Annotated in this window: 7 protein-coding genes; all 7 read left to right on the top strand. The window is 72.8% G+C overall.

Features of this window, described 5'->3' with window-relative positions:
* Positions 1–110 precede the first annotated feature (110 nt).
* The 7 genes from F9C11_RS30495 (at position 111) to F9C11_RS30465 (ending at position 19809) form a co-directional block, all read left to right on the top strand.
* On the top strand, positions 111–947 hold the full coding sequence (locus tag F9C11_RS30495) for a hypothetical protein (protein ID WP_409180798.1): 837 nt from the start codon (positions 111–113) through the stop codon (positions 945–947).
* Positions 948–952: 5 nt separating this feature from the next.
* A complete protein-coding gene (locus F9C11_RS30490; RefSeq protein ID WP_409180797.1) occupies positions 953–3085 on the top strand; it encodes a condensation domain-containing protein in 2133 nt (710 codons plus the stop codon).
* Entirely contained in the window at positions 3082–3945 is an 864-nt protein-coding gene (locus F9C11_RS30485) for a 3-hydroxyacyl-CoA dehydrogenase family protein (RefSeq protein ID WP_409180796.1), read from the top strand. The genes F9C11_RS30490 and F9C11_RS30485 overlap by 4 nt, the downstream gene beginning before the upstream one ends.
* Positions 3942–4220, top strand: coding sequence for an acyl carrier protein (locus F9C11_RS30480; protein WP_409180795.1), 279 nt, complete (start codon positions 3942–3944; stop codon positions 4218–4220). Before F9C11_RS30485 ends, F9C11_RS30480 begins: the two co-directional genes overlap by 4 nt.
* The gene (locus tag F9C11_RS30475; RefSeq protein WP_409180794.1) at positions 4213–5340 is read left to right on the top strand and encodes an acyl-CoA dehydrogenase family protein; all 1128 of its coding nucleotides are present in this window, start codon (positions 4213–4215) and stop codon (positions 5338–5340) included. The genes F9C11_RS30480 and F9C11_RS30475 overlap by 8 nt, the downstream gene beginning before the upstream one ends.
* Positions 5337–6437 carry an HAD-IIIC family phosphatase gene (locus tag F9C11_RS30470; protein ID WP_409180793.1) on the top strand — a complete coding sequence of 367 codons (1101 nt, stop codon included), beginning with the start codon at positions 5337–5339 and terminating at the stop codon, positions 6435–6437. Before F9C11_RS30475 ends, F9C11_RS30470 begins: the two co-directional genes overlap by 4 nt.
* Positions 6438–6591: 154 nt before the next feature.
* Positions 6592–19809: an SDR family NAD(P)-dependent oxidoreductase gene (locus tag F9C11_RS30465; protein ID WP_409180792.1), complete on the top strand. Its 13218-nt coding sequence runs from the start codon at positions 6592–6594 to the stop codon at positions 19807–19809.
* Positions 19810–19828: the final 19 nt, after the last annotated feature.

Genomic DNA, 19828 nt, shown 5'->3' with positions numbered 1-19828 from the left:
GAAAGCGCGGGGCCGCCTTTTCCCGGGCGGTGCCGGGAAATCGCCGCGCGCGCTCGCCGTCCGCGAGCGCGGGGAACTTGGCCGTCCGACTTCGATGATGGGATCTGCCAGTGCACAACGAAGAATCGTGGAGCGTGCTCTCCGCCCCCACGTCGAACTCCGTCGTCCTCGCCGTCGATTTCCCCGCGCCCGGCCGCCCCGAGGCGGGATTCGCGGATCTGACCGCGGCGATGGGCTCCGCGTGGTCCGCGCACGGCGTGCTCCAGACGAAGCTGCCCGCGGTGACCCTCGCCGACCGGCCCGGCCCGGACACCTATCTGGACTACTGGACTGGCGACGAGCAGTTGAGCGGCCGCGAGGTGGTCGCGGTGCTCGGCTACTGCCTCGGCGGCGTCTACGCGGCGGAGATCGCCGAGCGGATCGCCCGGCGGCAGAGCGCCGAACCGGCCGTGGTGCTGTTCGACGGGCAAGTCACCGACAAGCAGCTGCTGGCGGTGGAGATCGACAAGCTGATCGCGCTCGGCGGCCCGGTGCTCACCGCGGACGAAGCGAGCCAGGCCCGGCTGCGAGCCGCCGAAATCGTGACCACGCCGGGGATCGCGCTCGCCGACGCCACCGACGAGATCGTCGCGCTCTACCGCGAGGTGGCCACCGGCGCGTTCCGCAAGGTCGGTCTCGCACCGGAACGCGGCGAAGAGGTCGTCCGGTTCTTCGAGACCTACATGGCGTGGCTCACCGCCGCCGAGGGCATCGACCCCGCCTCCGCGTGGGGCCGCTCGCTCGCGCTCACCTCGACCGATTTCGCGGCGCTGGAAGAAAACGGCTCGCCCACCGCGGTCAACGCGGCCAAGCTGATCGACCAGCGGGTCCGCCTCGAAGTCAGCCACGCCGACCTGCTGCGCGCCGACGACACCGCGCGGGCGCTTCGAGACCACTCCGGGTTCTGAGCGCGATGGCCGCCACGACGACCGCGACGACCGCGACCACCAACAAAGAAAAAGCATTGTGGCTGATGGAGGAACTGGTCCCCGGCGCGGGGATCAACAACCTCGGCTTCGCCCTGCACGTGGCGGGGCGGCTGCGCCCGGACGCGCTGCGCGAGGCGCTGGCCGTGGTGGTGGCGCGCACCGAAGCGCTCCGGACGGTCTTCCGCGCCGGTGGCGCCGACCTGGTCAAGGAGATCCTGCCCGCCGGCTCGGCGGAGGTGGCCGAGGTGACGGTCGAACCGCTCGACCTTTCCGGCGCGGAGCTGGAAAAGGACCTCACCGCGTTCGTGGAGCGCCCGTTCCCGCTGGAGGGCGATCTGCTGATCCGCGCGGGACACGCCCGCCTCCCGGACGGCGACCTGTTCTGCCTCGGCGTCCACCACCTGGCGTTCGACATGACTTCCGCCGCTCTGTTCCTCGAGGAGTTCCTCCCGGTCTACGAGGCGATCGTCGCCGGGCGTCCGGCGCCGCCCGCCCCGGCGCGTCCCGCGGCGGGCGTGGAAAGCCGGCCGCGGCCCGCCGATCTCGAGTACTGGCGCGAAAACCTGAGCGGCTTCACCCCCGGCACGCTCGACCTGTGGTGCGGACAGCCCCGCGTGCGTCGGCCGATGATGCGCGGCGGCTGCGCGCGCCACCCGCTCTCCGGCGAAGCGCTGACGGCGATCGGGCAGTTGCAGCGAAAGCTGCGCGCCCCGGCCGCGGCGGTGCTGCTGGCCGCCTACTCCGCGCTGCTCGTCGCGCACGGCGCGGGCGCCGATCTGGTGGTCGGGACCCCGGTCGACGTCCGCGGCGAGAACAGCGGCGCCATCGGCTACCACGTGAACGTGGTGCCGATCCGGATGCAGGTGGATCTGGCGGCCGGGTTCGGCCCGCTCGTCCGGCACGTCCGGGACGCCTTCCTCGGCGCGATGGCGCACGCGCACACCTCGGTGGAGGAGCTGACCGGCGAACTGCCCGGCATCGGCTCCACCTGGCAGACCGCGCTGTACCGGCACCTGTTCAACTTCGTGCCCGACCCGCCGGTCACCGAACTGGCCGTGGCCGGGCACTCCGCCCGGCTGCTGCGGGTGGACAACCCCTACAGCAAGTTCGACCTCGAACTGGTCGCCTCGCAGACGACCCCGGAGATCCAGTTCCGGTACTCCGCCGAGAACTTCGACCGCGCCGACGTGGAGGCGCTGCTGCGGCGGCTGGACGCCCTGCTGGTCGCCGCCGCCCAGTCGCCGGACCGGCCGCTGGCCGAAACCGCCGGGTGGAGCGAAACCGACCGCGAGACCGTCGAACGCGCCCGTCGCGCACCTGTGGCCGTGACCGTTCCCGCGGCCGTTCCGGCCCGCGCCGCGGCCGCGCTGGAGGAACGGCTCTCCCTGGCTCCCGGCGAACGAGCACTGTCCGGCGGCCGGGTCTCCGTCGTCGCTCCGGACGGACGGGAATTGCCCGTCGGGGTCCGCGGCGAACTGTGCCTGGACACCGGCGACGGCCCCGCGCGCACCGGAGAACTGGCCCGCTGGCTGCCCGACGGCGCGATCGAATGGCTCGGCAGGCTCGGCCGCCGATTCGACACCGCGCACGGCCCGGTCGACCTCGGCGACCTCGAAGCGGCGCTGCTGGACGAGCCCGGCGTGTCCGCCGCGGCGGCGGTCGCCGTCCCGGCGGACGACGGGGAACACGCCGTCGTGGTCTTCGCGGTGGCGGCGAAACCGTTGGCGCCGAAGGAAATCCCCTGGCCGGTGGTGTCGCTGGAGGCCTTGCCGGAGACCGCCGGCGGCGGCCTGGACACCGAGGCGCTGCGGCTGCTCGCCGAACGGGAGACCCGGCCGGAAACCGGCGGCCACGAGGACGAATGGGTCGAGGACCTGGTGCGGATCTGGGCGGAGCTGCTCGGCGGCGAGGCCACCGCACGGACCCACTTCTTCGAAGCGGGCGGCCATTCGCTGCTCGGCGCCGTGCTGGCGCAGCGGGCCGAAGAGCTCACCGGAACCCCCCTCGGGCTGACCGAGGTGTTCGAGCACCCGACTCCCGCGGCGCTGGCCGCGTGGGTGCGCGCGTCACAAGCAAGGCAGGAATCGGCTCACGAGACCGCAGGGAAGAACGTATGACCACGGCTTACGAAGATCACCGCCTCGCCGTCATCGGCGCCGGGGTGATGGGCACGAACATCTCGACACTCGCGCTCGGCCACGGCGTCCCGGTCGTGCTGGTGGACCTCGACGAGTCCGTTCTGGACACGGCGAAGGCCGCCATCGCGCAGAAGACCCGGCACGCCCAGCTGATGGGCGTCCTGCCGGACCGCCCGGCGGGGGAACTGGCCACCAGCACCTCGCTGTCCTCGATCGCGGACGCGACCACCGTCGTCGAAGCCGTCACCGAGGTGGCGGAGGTGAAGGAGAAGGTGCTCGCCGAGGCCTCGCGGATCGTGGCCCCGGGCACCACGCTGATCTCCAACACCTCGTGCATCCCGATCGACGAGATGGCCGAGTGGACCGCGCGCCCGGAAGAACTGGTCGGCGTGCACTTCATGAACCCCTCGTACCTGATCAAGATGGTCGAGGTGATCCGCGGCCCGCGCACCGCGCCCGCGGTGCTGGACAACGCCGTCGGGCTGCTTTCGGTGCTCGGCCGGGACTCGCTGGTGATCGAGGACTCGGCCGGGTTCGTGATCAACCGGCTGCTGCACCCGCTGATCAACACCGCGGCGATGTTGGTGGAGGAGGGCGTCGCCTCCGTCGAGGTGGTCGACGGCCTGCTCGAAGGCTGCCTCGGCCATTCCACCGGACCGCTGCGCACCGGCGACCTGATCGGCCTGGAGAACCTGGTCGATTCCCTCAACGTGCTCTACGAGCGCCGCGGCGACGAAAGCTGCCGTCCCTGCGATCTGCTGCTGCAGAAGGTGGCGGACGGCCACCTCGGCCGGAAAACCGGCCGGGGCTTCTACGACTACGGAAAGGTCGCGTCATGACGACCGGGGAGACCACCGCCACGCCGCGCACCGCGGAAAGCCTTCAGCAGGAACTGCTCGGCTTCCTCAGCGAGCGCATCAAGACCGACGTCGAGACCGACCAGGACCTGTTCGCGTCCGGCGTCGTGTCCTCGATGTTCGCGATGCAGCTCGTCGTGCACCTCGAATCGACCTACGGCATCGCCATCGTCGGCCCGGACCTCAAACTGGACAACTTCCGCACCGTGGCGGCCATGACCGAGCTGGTGCTCCGGCTCCAGGACGGCGATGTTTGAGAAGATCGCCGACGAGGTCGCCCTCCTCGGCGAGCTCGTCGGCGACCGGGCCGCGGGCTGGGACGTCGAGGGCGAGCTGCCCGCCGGGCTGCTGCGGGACCTCGGCTCCCGCGGCCTGCTGTGCGCGCAGGCGCCGGAGGCGTTCGGCGGACGGGGCCTGAGCAGCGCCGAAAACGGGGAGTTCACCGCCGAGGCGGGCAAGCTGTGCAGTTCGCTGCGCAGCATCATGACCTCGCAGGGCATCGTGGCGTGGACCGTCCAGCGCTTCGGCGGCAAGGCGCAGCGCCGCGAGCTGCTCGGCCGGCTCACCGGCGGCGAGCTGACCGCGGTCGGGTTCAGCGAACCGGGCGCGGGCAGCGATCTCGCGGCCATGCGCACCCGGCTCAAGCCGGAAGGGGACGGGTTCGTCCTCGACGGCGAGAAGAAGTGGGTGACCGGCGCCCGCTACGCCGATTTCGTGCTCGTCGTGGCCCGCCACGGCGACGGGGACGGCGCCGCCGCGGTCGTGGTGCCCGCCGCCGCCCCGGGCGTGCGGATCGAACCGGTGCCGCATCCGATGGGGTGCCGGGCCGCCGGGCACGCGAACGTTTTCCTGGACAACGTGGCGATCCCCGCCTCCGCGGTGCTCGGCGGGGGCGAGCAGCCGCTGTCGCTGCTGTTCACCACGGCGCTGTCCTACGGCCGGATGTCGATCGCCTGGGGGTGCGTCGGGATCATCCGGGCCTGCCTCGACTCCGCCGCGCGGCACGTCGCGCACCGGCGCCAGGGCGGGGTGGCGCTCGCCGAACACCAGCTGGTGCGGGAACACCTGGCCGAGATGTACGTGGCCGAGCAGCTGAGCCTGCGCGCCTGCGAACACGCCAGCCAGGGCTGGGACAGCTTCTCGCCCGACCTCGGCGCGCTGACGGTGCTCGCCAAGCACGCGAGCGCCGGCTACGCGGCCCGGGCCGCCGCGGCCGCCGTTCAACTGCACGGTTCGACGGGCGCGGGGGACGGGCACGTCGCCGCCCGCGCGTTCCGCGACGCGAAGCTGATGGAACTGATCGAGGGCAGCAACGAGATCTGCAAGCTGATCCTGGCCGATCACGTCTTGCGCAACCGGGGAGGAGAACTTCCGTGACCGACAAGCCGACCTTGGTCAAATGCCTGGTCTGGGACCTGGACAACACCGTATGGGACGGGACCCTGCTGGAGAACCCGGACGTGGAGCTGTTCCCGGGCATCCGGGAGACCATCGTCGAACTCGACTCGCGCGGCGTCCTGAACTCGATCGCCAGCAAGAACGACTACGACCTGGCCTGGAAGCACCTGGAGAAGCTCGGCCTCGCCGAGTATTTCGTGCATCCGCAGATCGGCTGGGGCCGCAAGTCCGATTCGGTGGCGCAGATCGCGGAGCGGCTGAACTTCGCGCTGACCACCATCGCCTTCATCGACGACCTGCCGACCGAGCGGGCGGAGGTCAACTACCACAGCGACGCCGTGCGTTGCTACGACGCCGCGCGGGCGGGCGAGCTGACCGGGCTGCCGGAGTTCAGCCCCGAGGTCGTCACCGTCGACGCGCGCCGCCGGCGCGAGATGTACCAGGCCAGTTTCCGCCGGGACGCGGAGAAGGAGGCATTCAACGGCCCGGACGAGGACTTCCTGCGCAGCCTCGACCTGGTGATGGCGATCAAGCGGGCCGACGAGGTCGACCTGTCCCGGGTCGAGGAGCTGACCCTGCGCACCAGCCAGATGAACGCGACCGGCGTGCACTACTCCGACGCGGACCTGCGGAAGCTGCTCGCCGATCCCGCCCACGAGGTGCTCACCGTCACCCTCGCCGACCGGTTCGGCCCGCACGGCGCGGTCGGCGTGCTGCTGCTGGAGCGGCATCCGGGCCTGTGGCACCTGAAGCTGCTCGCGACCTCCTGCCGGGTGGTCGCTTTCGGCGCGGGCGCGGTGCTGCTCAACTGGCTGATCGACGAGGCCGCACGGGCGGGCGCGCATCTGGTCGCCGACTTCCGGGCCACCGACCGCAACCGCATGATGGAGATCGCCTACCGGTTCGCCGGGTTCACCGCCGACGCCTGCGAATGCCTCGCCGTGCTCGGCGAAGCCGCCGCGGACGACCTGCAGCGCCTGCACCTGGTGGCCGACCGGCGTGACGCCCCGACGACCATGAGCCTCGCCGCGCCGGAACTGGCCGTCGCCGCCGAAACCGCGGCGCGTCCAGGCTGACCCCGGGGCCGCCCCGACCCCCAGGGGGCGGCCCCGATCCCCGCCGGGCGGGGAAGGCCCGCGTCCGCGCGTCCTTCCCCGCCCGCCGCCCGTGCCAGGTAGCGGCCGGATTCGCGCAGCTATCGCAGAAGATCTCCGGAATGCCGAGGGTGTTGTGAACGAGACTGACCGAACGAACGGCACGGGATGCGCGGCCGACGGCGCGGAGCCGGTGGCCATCGTCGGCATGAGCTGCCGGTACCCCGGCGGCGTCCGCTCGCCCGAAGACCTCTGGGAGCTGCTGGCCCGGGGCGGGAACGTGCTCTCGGCGTTCCCCGGAGACCGGGGGTGGCGGCCGGGCCTGCACGACCCGGATCCGGAAGCGGCCGGGAAGACTTACCTCGCCCGCGGCGGTTTCCTCGACGACGCGACCGGTTTCGACGCGCGGTTCTTCGGCATTCCGCCGCGCGAGGCGCTGGCGATGGAACCTCAGCAGCGGCTGCTGCTGGAAGCTTCGTGGGAGGCCCTCGAACGGGCTGCCATCGTCCCGGAGTCGCTCCGGGGCGCCAGCGCCGGGGTTTTCGTCGGCGCGGAGCCCCGGGAGTACGGCCCGCGGCTGGAGGACGCGCCCTCGCCGGTGAAGGGCTACCTGCTGACCGGCACCACGACCAGCGTGCTGTCCGGCCGGGTCTCGTACCTGCTCGGGCTGCGCGGGCCGTCCCTCACCGTGGACACCTCCGCGTCCAGTTCGCTGGTCGCGATTCACCTTGCCGCACAAGCATTGCGCGCCGGCGACTGCTCGCTGGCGCTGGCCGGCGGCGTCTCCGTGATGTCTACGCCCGGCAACTTCGTCGCGTTCAGCGGCCTGCGGGCGCTGTCGCCGGAGGGGGACTGCCTGCCGTTCTCCGCCGACGCGGACGGCACCGTGTGGTCGGAGGGGGTCGGCCTGCTCGTGCTGCGGCGGCTGTCCGACGCTCTGCGCGACGGACAGCCGGTGCTGGCCGTGCTGCGCGGTTCCGCGGTCAACTCCGACGGCGCGAGCGACGGCCTGACCGCCCCGAACGGCGAGGCGCAGCAGGCGGTGATCCGCCAGGCGCTGGCCAATGGCCGGCTCGATCCGTCCGAAGTGGACGCGGTGGAGGCGCACGGGACCGGGACCGTTCTCGGCGACCCGATCGAGGCGGAAGCCCTTTTCGCCGCCTACGGCGGGGAGCGGGCCGAGCCGTTGTGGCTGGGCTCGGTCAAGTCGAACCTCGGGCACGCCCAGGCCGCCGCCGGGGTGGCCGGGGTGATCAAGATGGTGCTCTCGCTGCGCAACGGTGTGCTGCCCGCGACCCGGCACGGCGGGAAGCCGACCCCGCGCGTCGACTGGTCGCGCGGCACGGTCCGGCTGCTGAGCGAACCGGTGCGGTGGCCGGAGGGCGGGCGGCCGCGCAGGGCCGGGGTGTCCGGATTCGGGCTCAGCGGCGCCAACGCGCACGTCATCGTGGAAGAAGCGCCCCGCGCCGCGGAGCTGGCGCCGGCGCCGGAAGCGGTCCCGGCTTGGGTGCTGTCCGCCCGCTCGGCCGAGGGGCTGCGGGCCCAGGCGGCCCGGCTGCGCGACTGGGTGTCGGCGCGGCCCGGGCTCGAACCGGCTGAGCTGGCCTGGTCGCTGGCCACCACCCGGACCCCGTTCGAGCATCGCGCGGTGGTGACCGGGGACCTGCGGACCGGGCTGGCCGGCCTCGCCGACGGGGCGCCCGGGGCCGGGGTCGTCTCCGGGGTCGCGCGCGGTTCCGCGCGGCCGGTGTTCGTCTTTCCCGGCCAGGGTTCGCAGTGGCGGGGCATGGGGCTCGCGCTGGCCCGGGCGAATCCGGCGTTCGCGGCCCGGCTGGCGGAGTGCGAGCGGGCGTTGGAGTCCTTTGTGGACTGGAAGCTGCCCGAGGCGCTCGAAGGCGAGCTGGAGTCGGCGGACGTCGTGCAGCCCGCGTTGTGGGCGGTGATGGTTTCCCTTGCCGCGGCGTGGGAAGCCGCGGGCGTCGCGCCCGCCGCGGTGGTGGGCCATTCCCAGGGCGAGATCGCGGCGGCCACGGTCGCGGGGATGGTGTCCCTCGAGGACGGCGCGCGGATCGTGTCCCTGCGGTCGAAATCGCTGACTGCGCTCGCGGGTCTGGGCGGCATGTTGTCGGTCAACGCGGATGCTGCCGAAGTCGAGGGGCGGCTGGGCCGGTGGGGCGAGAAGCTGGCTCTCGCTGCGGTGAACGGTCCCGCTGCGGTGGTCGTGTCGGGTGAGCCGGAGGCGTTGGCGGAGCTGAAGTCCGAATTGGACGCTGAAAGCATCCGGGCGCGGATGGTGGCGGTGGATTACGCGTCGCATTGTGCGCAGGTGGAGAGCCTGGAAGCGGAGATCCGTGCGGTGCTGGCGGGGATTGAGCCGCGCAAGGGCCGGGTGCCGATGGTGTCGGCGATGTCCGGGGAGACCCTGACCGGCGAAGAACTGGACGCCGGGTATTGGTACGAAAGCCTGCGGGCGCCGGTGCGATTCGACCGTGCCGTGCGGGTTCTCGGCGACCGGGTGTTCATCGAGGTGTCCCCGCATCCGGTGCTGACGGCCGCGATCGCCGACACCTTGGAGGACGCCGGTGCGGTGTGCGGCACGCTGCGCCGCGACGAGGGCGACAGCGTCCGGCTGCTCACGTCCTTCGCCGAGGCGTACACGCACGGCGCGCCGGTGGACTGGACTGCCGTGCTGCCCGCGGCGAACCGCGTCGACCTGCCCACCTACGCCTTCCAGCACGAACGTTTCTGGCTCGACGCCGGAACTCCCCGCCAGCTCGACGGCAGCGCCGCGAGCCTGCCGGAACCCGTGGCCGCCCCGGTCTCCGGGTGGGCGCGGACACTGGCCGGAAAGCCGGCCGCGGAGCAGGTCGCGCGCGTGCTCGACCTGGTGCGGGCGCAGGCCGCCGCCGTGCTCGGGCACGCTTCGCCGGAGTCGGTGGACTCCGCGCTGACCTTCAAGGAGATCGGCTTCGACTCGGTCACCGGGGTCGACCTGCGCGGCCGGTTGTGCACCGCGCTGGGGCGCAAGCTGCCCAGCACGCTCACCTTCGACCATCCGACCCCGCTCGCGCTGGCCGAGTTCCTGCGCACCGAACTTCTCGGGCTCGCCGACGCCGCGCCGACGCCGGAGCGCACCGGCGCGGCCGCGGACGAGCCGATCGCGATCGTCGCGATGAGCTGCCGCCTGCCCGGCGGCATCAGCGACCCCGAGCAGCTGTGGCGGCTCCTGGCCGCGGGCGGCGACGCCGTCGGGCCGCTGCCCGCCGACCGGGGCTGGGACAGCCTCGGCGAAATCGCCACGGTCGGCGGCGGATTCCTTGCCGCGGCGGGAGAATTCGACGCCGCGTTCTTCGGCGTCAGCCCGCGCGAGGCGCTGGCGATGGATCCGCAGCAGCGGATGCTGCTGGAACTGTCGTGGGAGGCGTTCGAACGCGCGGGCATCGATCCGAAACGGCTCCGCGGCTCGGCGACTGGCGTGTTCGTCGGCGGCGCGGCCTCCGGGTACGGCGGCAACGCGCCCGAAGAGCTTCAGGGGCATCTGCAATCCGGGATCGCGCCCAGCATTCTCTCCGGCCGGGTCTCCTACACCCTCGGCCTGGAAGGCCCCGCGCTCACTGTCGACACGGCGTGCTCGTCGTCCTTGGTCGCCCTGCATCTGGCGGCGCAGGCGTTGCGTGCCGGGGAGTGCTCGCTGGCGCTGACCGGCGGCGTGACGGTGCACGCGACGCCGTCGTGGCTGGAGTGGTTCACCCGGCAGCAGGGGCTGGCGCCGGACGGCCGCTGCAAGGCCTATGCGGAGCAGGCCGACGGAATGGGCATGGCCGAGGGCGGCGGTCTGCTGCTCTTGGAACGGCTTTCGGACGCGCGGCGCAACGGGCATCAAGTGCTGGCCGTGGTGGCTGGCAGCGCGGTGAACCAGGACGGCGCCTCGAATGGCTTGACGGCGCCGAACGGTCCTTCGCAGCAGCGGGTGATCCGCGCCGCGCTCGCCGACGCGGGCATCGAGGCCGCGGACGTCGACGCCGTGGAGGGGCACGGCACGGGGACCCGGCTGGGCGATCCGATCGAGGCGGAAGCACTGCTGGCGACTTACGGGCAGGACCGGGACCGTCCGCTGTGGCTGGGGTCGGTGAAATCGAACATCGGGCACGCGCAGTGGGCCGCCGGAGTGGCGGGCGTGATCAAAACCGTGCTCGCCCTGCGGCACGAGGAACTGCCCGCGACCCTGCACGCGGGCGAGCGATCGTCCCGGGTGGACTGGGAATCGGGTGCGGTCCGGTTGGCGACCGAGGCGGTGTCGTGGCCGGAGGTGGGCGATCGTCCTCGCCGGGCGGGCGTGTCGTCGTTCGGTATCTCGGGGACCAATGCGCATGTGATCGTGGAGCAGGCGCCGGTGGTTCCGGAGGCTCCGGTCGAGATCACCGTCGAGCTGCCGGTGGTGCCGTGGCCGGTTTCGGCGCGTTCGCCGGAGGGGTTGGCGGCGCAGGCCGAGCGGTTGGTCGGGTTGGCTGAGGAGCCGCTGGATGTGGGGTGGTCGCTGGCTTCGCGGGCGGCGTTGGAGCATCGTGCGGTCGTGCTGGGCGACCACGGTGCGGGGTTGGCGGCGTTGGCCGAGGGTCGCGAGTCGGCCCAGGTGGTGTCGGGTGTGGCGGGTTCTCTCGGCAAGGTCGGGTTTGTTTTCACCGGGCAGGGTGCCCAGCGCTTGAGCATGGGATTGGGCCTGTATTCGGTGTTTCCGGTGTTCGCGGAAGCCTTTGACGCGGTGTGTGCCGGGTTGGAAGAGCATTTGGACGGTTCGCCTGCGGCGGTGATCCGGGGCGAGTACGGGGACATCAACGACACGATGTGGGCGCAGTCGGGGTTGTTCGCCGTCGAGGTTGCGTGGTTCCGGCTGCTGGAATCGTGGGGAATGCGGCCGAATGTGGTCGCGGGCCATTCGATCGGCGAGTTGGCGGCCGCTCATGTGGCCGGGGTGTGGTCGCTTGCCGACGCGTGTGCGGTGGTGGCGGCGCGTGGTCGGTTGATGCAGGAGTTGCCGACCGGCGGGGCGATGGTCGCCGTCGAGATGGCTGAAGACGAGGTCCGGAAGGCGATCGCGGGCCGCGCCGGGGTGGGTGTAGCCGCGGTGAACGGCCCGGACGCGGTGGTGATTTCCGGCGTCGAGGACGAGGTGCTGGCGGCGGCGGAGGAACTGGCGGGCGCGGGGTGCCGGACGAAGCGGTTGTCGGTGTCGCATGCGTTTCATTCGCCGTTGATGGAGCCGATGCTGGCGCGGTTCGCCGACGTAGTGAACTCGGTGGAATGCCGTCGTCCGGAGCTGCCGCTGGTGTCGGGGCTGACCGGGCGCGTCGTGGCCGACGAGGTGACTGATCCGGGTTACTGGGTGCGGCATGTGCGCGAGGCGGTGCGCTTCTCGGACGTGGCGGGAACGTTGCGGGACCAGGGAGTCCGGACGGTTGTCGAGGTCGGTCCGGACGGGGTTCTGTCGGGGATGGGGCCGCTGAGCCGTCCCGACGGCGTGGACGAGGCGTGGATTCCGGTGGCGCGGCGCGGACGCGACGAGGTCCGTGCGCTGCTGACGGCGGTGTCCAAAGTGTACGTTCGCGGTCTGGATTTCGGCTGGCACAACGTTTTCGACGGCACGGGCGCCCGGCGGGTCGAGCTGCCCACCTATGCGTTCCAGCGTCAGCGGTACTGGCTGAAGGCGGTCGCGAGCGGCCGCGCCGACGACTTCGGCCTGGACAGCCCTCGGCATCCGTTGCTGGGCGCGGCGGTGGAGCTGCCCGCGACCGGCGGGGTGATGCTGACCGGCCGGCTTTCGCTCGGCGAACAGCCGTGGCTGGCCGACCACGTGGTGGCGGGCCGGGTCCTCGTGCCCGGCACCGCGCTGCTGGACATGGTCGTCCGCGCCGCCGACGAGGCGGGCTGCGACCGCATCGACGAGCTGCTGATGGAAACTCCGCTGGTACTCGAGGATTCGGTGCGGGTCCAGGTCACGGTGAGCGGACCGGGCCCGGACGGCAGCCGCGAAGCGGCCCTGTACGCCCGTGCCGGCGACGACTGGGTGCGCCACGCGGCGGGAACCGTGCGGCCGGGCGCCGCGGTCGAGGCCGTGCGGTTCGCGCAGTGGCCCCCGGCCGGGGCGGCGCCGGTCGAGCTGGAGAACTTCTACCCGGCGCTGGCCGAAGCCGGACTCGGCTACGGGCCGGCGTTCCGGGGCGTCCGCGCGGTCTGGCGGCTCGGCGCGGACCTGTTCGCCGAGGTCGCGCTGCCCGAGGACACCGAGGTCGCCGGCTTCGCCGTGCACCCGGCGCTGTTCGACGCCGCCCTGCACGCGGTGGTCGGCGCCGACGGCGGCCGGCTGGAGGTCCCGTTCGCCTGGCGGGACGTCCGGGTCCACGCGACGGGCGCGACGACCGCCCGGGTCCGCATCAGTCCGCGGGCCGAGGGGGTCTCGCTGGTCCTCGCCGATCCGGCGGGCGAACCGATCGCCACCGTGGGCGCGCTGGCCCTGCGGCCGCTGCCGTCCGGCCAGGAAACTGCCCGGGACGACCTGTTCCGCCTGGAATGGGCGCCGGTGCCGTCCGGTTCCCCGGACGCCGGCCGCTGGGCGGAGTGGGGAAGCGGCGAAGACGCCGATTTCCTGGTCCTGCGGGTGAATCCGGCCGCAGGACCAGTGCCGGAACGAGCGCACGCCGCGGCGGCCGGCGTGCTGGCCGTGCTGCGGGAATGGCTCGCGGCGGACACCGGAGCCCGGCTGGTCGTGGTCACCGAACGCGCGGTGGACGCCGGTGACGGCCTGCCTCTCGACGTGGCCGCCGCGACGGTGTGGGGCCTGGTCTCGGCCGCGCAGGCCGAGCATCCCGGCGGCATCGTCCTGTCCGATGTGGACGGCAGCGCCGACGAGCGGGCTCTGCGGGCCGCCGCGGCCGCCGGCGAGTCGCGGTTCGCGGTGCGTTCCGGGGAGGTGCGGGTCCCGCGGCTGGCCAGGACGACCGCGCCGCGTCCGGCTCCCCGGACCCGTCCGGGCACCGTGCTGGTGACCGGCGCGTCCGGTGCGCTGGGCGGACTGGTCGCCCGGCACTTGGCCGAGACCGGTGCCGTCGCGCGGCTGGTGTTGGTGTCCCGCAAGGGAGCCGAGGCACCGGGAATGCCGGCGCTGGCGGCGGAACTGGAGCAGTCCGGGGTCGAGGTGACCGTCGCCGCGTGCGACGTCGCTGACCGGGCGCAGCTGGCCGCGGTGCTGGACGGCGTGCCGCTCACCGGTGTGGTGCACGCCGCCGGAGTGCTCGACGACGGGGTCGTCGAGTCGCTGACAGCCGAGCGGATGGCCTCCGTGCTGCGGCCGAAGGTCGACGGTGCGTGGCAGGTGCACGAGCTGACCGAGGGCGCCGAGCTGGACTTCTTCGTCCTGTTCTCGTCGGTCGCCGGGGTGTGGGGCACCGCCGGGCAGGCGAACTACGCGGCGGGCAACACCTTCCTCGACGCGCTCGCCGCCCATCGGCGCCAGCAGGGCCTGCCCGCGGTGTCGCTGGCCTGGGGCCCGTGGGACACCGGCATGGCCGGAGAACTGACCGGGACCGATCGCACCCGGCTGTCCCGCCAGGGCCTGCGGACCCTGTCCGCGGCGCAGGGCCTCGCCGTGGTGGACCTGGTGACCGGTCCGGTCGCCGCTCCCGCGCCGCTGCTGGTCGCGGCCCGGCTGGACCTGGCCGCGCTGCGGCGGGCCGGGGAGGCGCCGCCGGTGCTGTCCGGGCTGGCCGGCGCCTCGGCGCCCGCCCGCCGCACCGTCGGGCAGCCGTCCGCCGACGGGAACGCACTGGCCGAGCGGCTCGCGTCGGCGAGCGAGGCCGAGCGGGCGGACGTCGTGCGGGACCTGGTGCTGGCGCAGGCCGGACAGGTGCTCGGCCTGACCGGAGACGCGACTGTCGACTTCGGACGGTCCTTTCGCGACTCCGGCTTCGACTCGCTGACCGCCGTGGAACTCCGGACGCGCCTGGGCGGCGCTACCGGCGTGCGGCTGCCCGCCACCGTGGTGTTCGACTATCCGACCCCGGCCGCACTGACCGAGTTCCTGCTGGGAGAACTGACCGGCCGGAGCGAGACCGCCCCCGCCCGCGTCGCACCGCGCGCGGCCGCCGGCGACGATCGCATCGCCATCGTGGGCATGGCCTGCCGCTTCCCCGGCGGGGTCTCGTCCCCCGAGCAGCTGTGGGAGCTGCTCGAAGCGCGCACCGACGCGGTCGGGGCCTTCCCGACGGACCGGGGCTGGCCCGCCGACCTCGTCGACTCCGATCCGGACGCGGTGCGGAAGAGCGTCGCCGCGGAGGGCGGCTTCCTCTACGGGGCCACCGGTTTCGACGCGGAGTTCTTCGGCATCAGCCCCCGCGAGGCGCTGGCGATGGATCCGCAGCAGCGGGTGTATCTGGAGACGTCGTGGGACGCGCTGGAGGACGCCGGGATCGACCCGAACTCGTTGCGGGGCAGCGACACCGGGGTGTTCGCGGGGTTGTTCTACCACGACTATCTGTCCTGGCATCAGGTCCACGAAGACTCGGAAGGCTACCTGGGCACCGGCAGCATGGGTTCGGTCGCTTCCGGTCGCGTTTCCTACGCGCTGGGCTTGGAAGGTCCGGCGGTGACGGTGGATACCGCGTGTTCGTCTTCGTTGGTCGCGCTGCATTTGGCTGCGCAGTCTTTGAATGCGAGGGAGTGCTCGCTGGCGCTGGCTGGCGGCGTGACGGTGATGTCCACTCCAGGCGCGTTCTTCGACTTTTCGCGCCAGCGGGGCCTGTCGCCGGACGGCCGGTGCAAGTCCTATGGGGACGGTGCCGACGGTGTCGGCTGGGGCGAAGGTTCCGGGGTTCTGGTCTTGGAACGATTGTCGGACGCGCGGCGCAACGGGCATCAAGTGCTGGCCGTGGTGGCTGGCAGCGCGGTGAACCAGGACGGTGCGTCGAATGGCTTGACGGCGCCGAACGGCCCGTCGCAGCAGCGGGTGATCCGCGCGGCACTGGCCAGCGCGGGACTGGATCCGGACGGCGTGGACGTCGTGGACGGACACGGCACGGGAACCCGGCTGGGCGACCCGATCGAGGCGGAAGCACTGCTGGCCACGTACGGACAGGACCGACCGGCCGACCGGCCGCTGCTGCTCGGATCGGTGAAGTCGAACCTCGGGCACACGCAGGCGGCCGCGGGGGTGGCCGGGGTGATCAAGATGGTCTCGGCAATGCGCCGGGGCGTGGTGCCCGCGACCCTGCACGCCGAGACGCCTTCCACCCGGGTGGAGTGGGCTTCGGGTGCGGTCCGGCTGGCGACCGAGGCGGTGTCGTGGCCGGAGGTGGGCGATCGTCCTCGCCGGGCCGGGGTGTCGTCGTTCGGGTTCTCCGGGACTAATGCGCATGTGATCGTGGAGCAGGCGCCGGCGGTCGCGGAGGCTCCGGTCGAGATCGACGTCGAGCTGCCGGTGGTGCCGTGGGTGGTGTCGGCGCGTTCGCCGGAGGGGTTGGCGGCGCAGGCTCAGCGGTTGGTCGGGTTGGCTGAGGAGCCGCTGGATGTGGGGTGGTCGCTGGCTTCGCGGGCGGCGTTGGAGCATCGTGCGGTGGTGCTGGGTGACCACGGCGCGGGGTTGGCGGCGTTGGCCGAGGGCCGCGAGTCTGCCCAGGTGGTGTCGGGTGTGGTGGGGTCGCTCGGCAAGCTTGGGTTTGTTTTCACCGGTCAGGGTGCGCAGCGGGTCGGGATGGGTGCCGGGCTGCACGCGGTTTTCCCGGTGTTCGCGGAAGCCTTCGACACGGTGTGTGCCGAACTGGAGAAGCATTTGGACGGTTCGCCCGCGGCGGTGATCCGGGGCGAGTACGGGGACATCAACGACACGGTGTGGGCGCAGTCGGGGTTGTTCGCGGTCGAGGTCGCGTGGTTCCGGCTGCTGGAATCGTGGGGAATGCGGCCGAATGTGGTCGCGGGCCACTCGATCGGCGAGCTGGCGGCCGCTCATGTGGCCGGGGTGTGGTCGCTGCCTGACGCGTGTGCGGTGGTGGCCGCGCGCGGTCGGTTGATGCAGGAGTTGCCTACTGGCGGGGCGATGGTGGCGGTGGAGGCGACCGCGGACCAGGTGTCGGAGGTGATCGCGGGTCGCGCCGGGGTGGGTATAGCTGCGGTGAACGGGCCGACGGCGGTGGTGATTTCCGGGGTGGAGGACGAGGTTCTCGCGGCCGCGGCGGAGCTGAAGGGATGCCGGACGAAGCGGTTGGCGGTGTCGCATGCGTTTCATTCGCCGTTGATGGAGCCGATGCTGGCGCGGTTCGCCGACGTAGTGAACTCGGTGGAATGCCGTCGCCCGCAGTTGCCGCTGGTGTCCGGGCTGACCGGGCGCGTGGTAACCGACGAGGTGACGGACCCGGGCTACTGGGTGCGGCACGTGCGCGAGGCCGTGGACTTCGTCGCTGTCGCGGGCACCTTGCGGGACCAGGGAGTGCGGACGTTCGTCGAGGTCGGCCCCGACGGCGTCCTCTCGGGAATGGGGCCGCTGAGCCGTCCCGACGGCGCGGACGAGGCGTGGATCCCGGTGGCGCGGCGCGGCCGCGACGAAATCCGCGCACTGCTGACCGCAGTGTCCAAAGTGTACGTTCGCGGCCTGGACTTCGACTGGCACAACGTTTTCGACGGCACGGGTGCCCGGAGGGTCGAGCTGCCCACCTATGCTTTCCAGCACCAGCGGTACTGGCTCAACGCGATCACCGGCGGCCACGCCGACGACCTCGGCATGGACAGCCCGGAGCACCCGCTCCTGGGCGCCGCTGCCGAACTGCCCGCCACCGGCGGGGTCATGCTGACCGGCCGGCTTTCGCTCGGCGAACAGCCGTGGCTGGCCGACCACGCGGTGGCCGGACAGGTCCTCGTGCCCGGCACCGCGCTGCTGGACATGGTCGTCCGCGCCGCCGACGAGGCGGGCTGCGACCGCATCGACGAACTGCTGATCGAGGCTCCGCTCAAGCTCGAAACCGGGGTCTCGGCCCGGGTTCAGCTCACCGTCGACGGTCCGGACGACACCGGCCGCCGCGCGCTCAATGTCTACGCGAAGAGCGGCGACGGCGAATGGGTCCGGCACGCGGCGGGCGCGGTGTCCGCCGGAGCCGCCCCCGCGGACGGTCCGGACCTGGCGCAGTGGCCCCCGGCCGACGCGGAGCCGGTCGACCTGGACGGGTTCTATCCAAGGCTGGCCGAGACCGGGCTTGAATACGGGCCGGTGTTCCAAGGCGTCCGCGCGGCCTGGCGGCGCGGCGAGGAGCTGTTCTCCGAAGTCGAACTGCCCGAAGGCGTTCCCGTTGCCGGGTTCGGCGTGCACCCCGCCCTGTTCGACGCGGCGTTGCACGCGGCCGGAGTGGACACCGAGGGCCTGCGGCTGCCGTTCGCCTGGAACGATGTGGTGGTGCACGCTTCCGGCGCCTCGGCGGCCCGGGTGCGGATCTCGCCGGCGCCAGGCGGGATCGCGCTCGCGCTGGCCGACGCGTCCGGCGAGCCGGTCGCGTCGGTCGGGATGCTGGCGCTGCGCGCGGCAAGCGCCGAAGAGCTGACCGCGAGTTCGGACGGCTCGACCTACGCGGTCGAGTGGACGCCGGTCCCGTCCGCCGGCTCCTCGGACGCCGGCCTCGAACTGCTGACGGTGCCGCCGGTCGGCGGCGAACTGCCGGAACAGGCCAACGCCGTCGCGCTCGACGTGCTGGCCCGGCTGCGGGCGTGGCTCGCCGCGGACACCGAAGCCCGGCTCGCCGTGGTCACCGAACGCGCGGTCGACGTCGGCGACGGGCTCGCGCTGGACCTGGCGGCCGCGCCGGTGTGGGGCCTCGTCCGCGTCGCGCAGTCGGAGAACCCCGGCCGGATCGTCCTGTCCGATGTGGACGATCTGGCCAGTCCCGCGGTCCTCGACTGGGTGCGTGCCGGGATCGCGGCGGGGGAGCCCGAGTTCGCGGTGCGCGCCGGCGAGGTGCGGGCGCCGAGGCTGACCCGGGTTTCGCCGCCTGCCCCGGACGGCGCCCGAGCCGCGGGCACGGTGCTGATCACGGGCGCTTCCGGGGCCTTGGGCCGGCTGGTCGCCCTGCGCCTCGCCGAAACCGGCGTCGCCAAGCGGTTGCTGCTGCTGTCCCGGCGCGGCGCCGACGCTCCCGGGCTCGCCGAGCTGGCCGCGGACCTGGAACGGCGCGGCGTCGAAACCACCATGCTGGCGTGCGACGCCGCCGACCGCGAGCAGCTCGCCGCAGTGCTGGACGGCGTGTCGCTGACCGGCGTGGTGCATTCGGCCGGGGTCCTCGACGACGGGCTCCTCGGCTCGCTGACCGACGAGCGGATGACCGCGGTGCTCCGCCCGAAGGTGGACGCGGCCTGGCATCTGCACGAGCTGACGCAGCCGATGAACCCGGACTTCTTCGTGGTGTTCTCGTCTGTCGCCGGGATCTGGGGCAACGCCGGACAGGCCGCCTACGCGGCGGGCAACACCTTCCTCGACGCGCTCGCCGCGCACCGCCGCCAGCGGGGCTTGCCCGCGGTGTCGATCGCGTGGGGTCCGTGGGAATCCGGGATGGCCGGCGCGTTCACCGAAGCCGACTGGCGGCGGATGTCCCGCCAAGGGCTGGCTCCGCTGCCGGAACCGGAAGGGCTGCGCGTGCTCGACGCGGCGCTGGGCCAATGCGGTCCGCTGCTGGCGGCGGCCCGGCTCGACCTGGCCGGGGTGCGCCGGTCCGGGGAGGTGCCGCCGTTGCTTTCGGCTCTGGCGCCCAGCGCCCGGCCCGCGGCTCCGGCCCGGCGCGCGGTCGGCGAACGCGTCGCGGACGCCCGCGGCACGCTTCACGACCTGAGCGGACCGGAGCGCCGGGACGCGCTGCGCGAGCTGGTCAGCACGCAGGCCGCGCTGGTGCTGGGCTTGGCCGGGGCCGGCGGGCTCGACGCGGACCGCCCGTTCCGCGAAGTCGGCTTCGACTCGCTGACCGCGATCGAACTGCGCAACCGGTTGACCGAGGCCACCGGGCAACGGCTTTCGCCCACCGCGGTCTTCGACTACCCGACCTCGAGCGCACTGGCCGATTTCCTGCTGGAAGGGATGTTCGGCGCCGAGACCGGGGAGGCTCCGGAGCAGCCCGCGCTGTCGGCCTACTCCGGCCTCGACCGGCTCGAAGCTTCGCTCGCCGAACTGCGGGCCGACGACACCGCGCGGGCGCGGGTCGCCGCCCGGCTCGCCGACCTGCTCGCCGCGCTGACCGGACCGGAGGGCGGCGCCGACGGCTCGGTCGCCGAGCAGCTCCAGTCCGCCAGCGACGACGACATGTTCGACTTCATCGACAACCAGCTCGGGATCTGAACTCCGCGCACGAAAGAGG

Origin of the sequence: Amycolatopsis sp. VS8301801F10 (assembly GCF_046195355.1) — a bacterium.
Taxonomy (GTDB): Bacteria; Actinomycetota; Actinomycetes; order Mycobacteriales; family Pseudonocardiaceae; genus Amycolatopsis.
The sequence above is the reverse complement of the archived record's forward strand: the minus strand, read 5'-3'. Positions and strand labels throughout refer to the sequence as shown.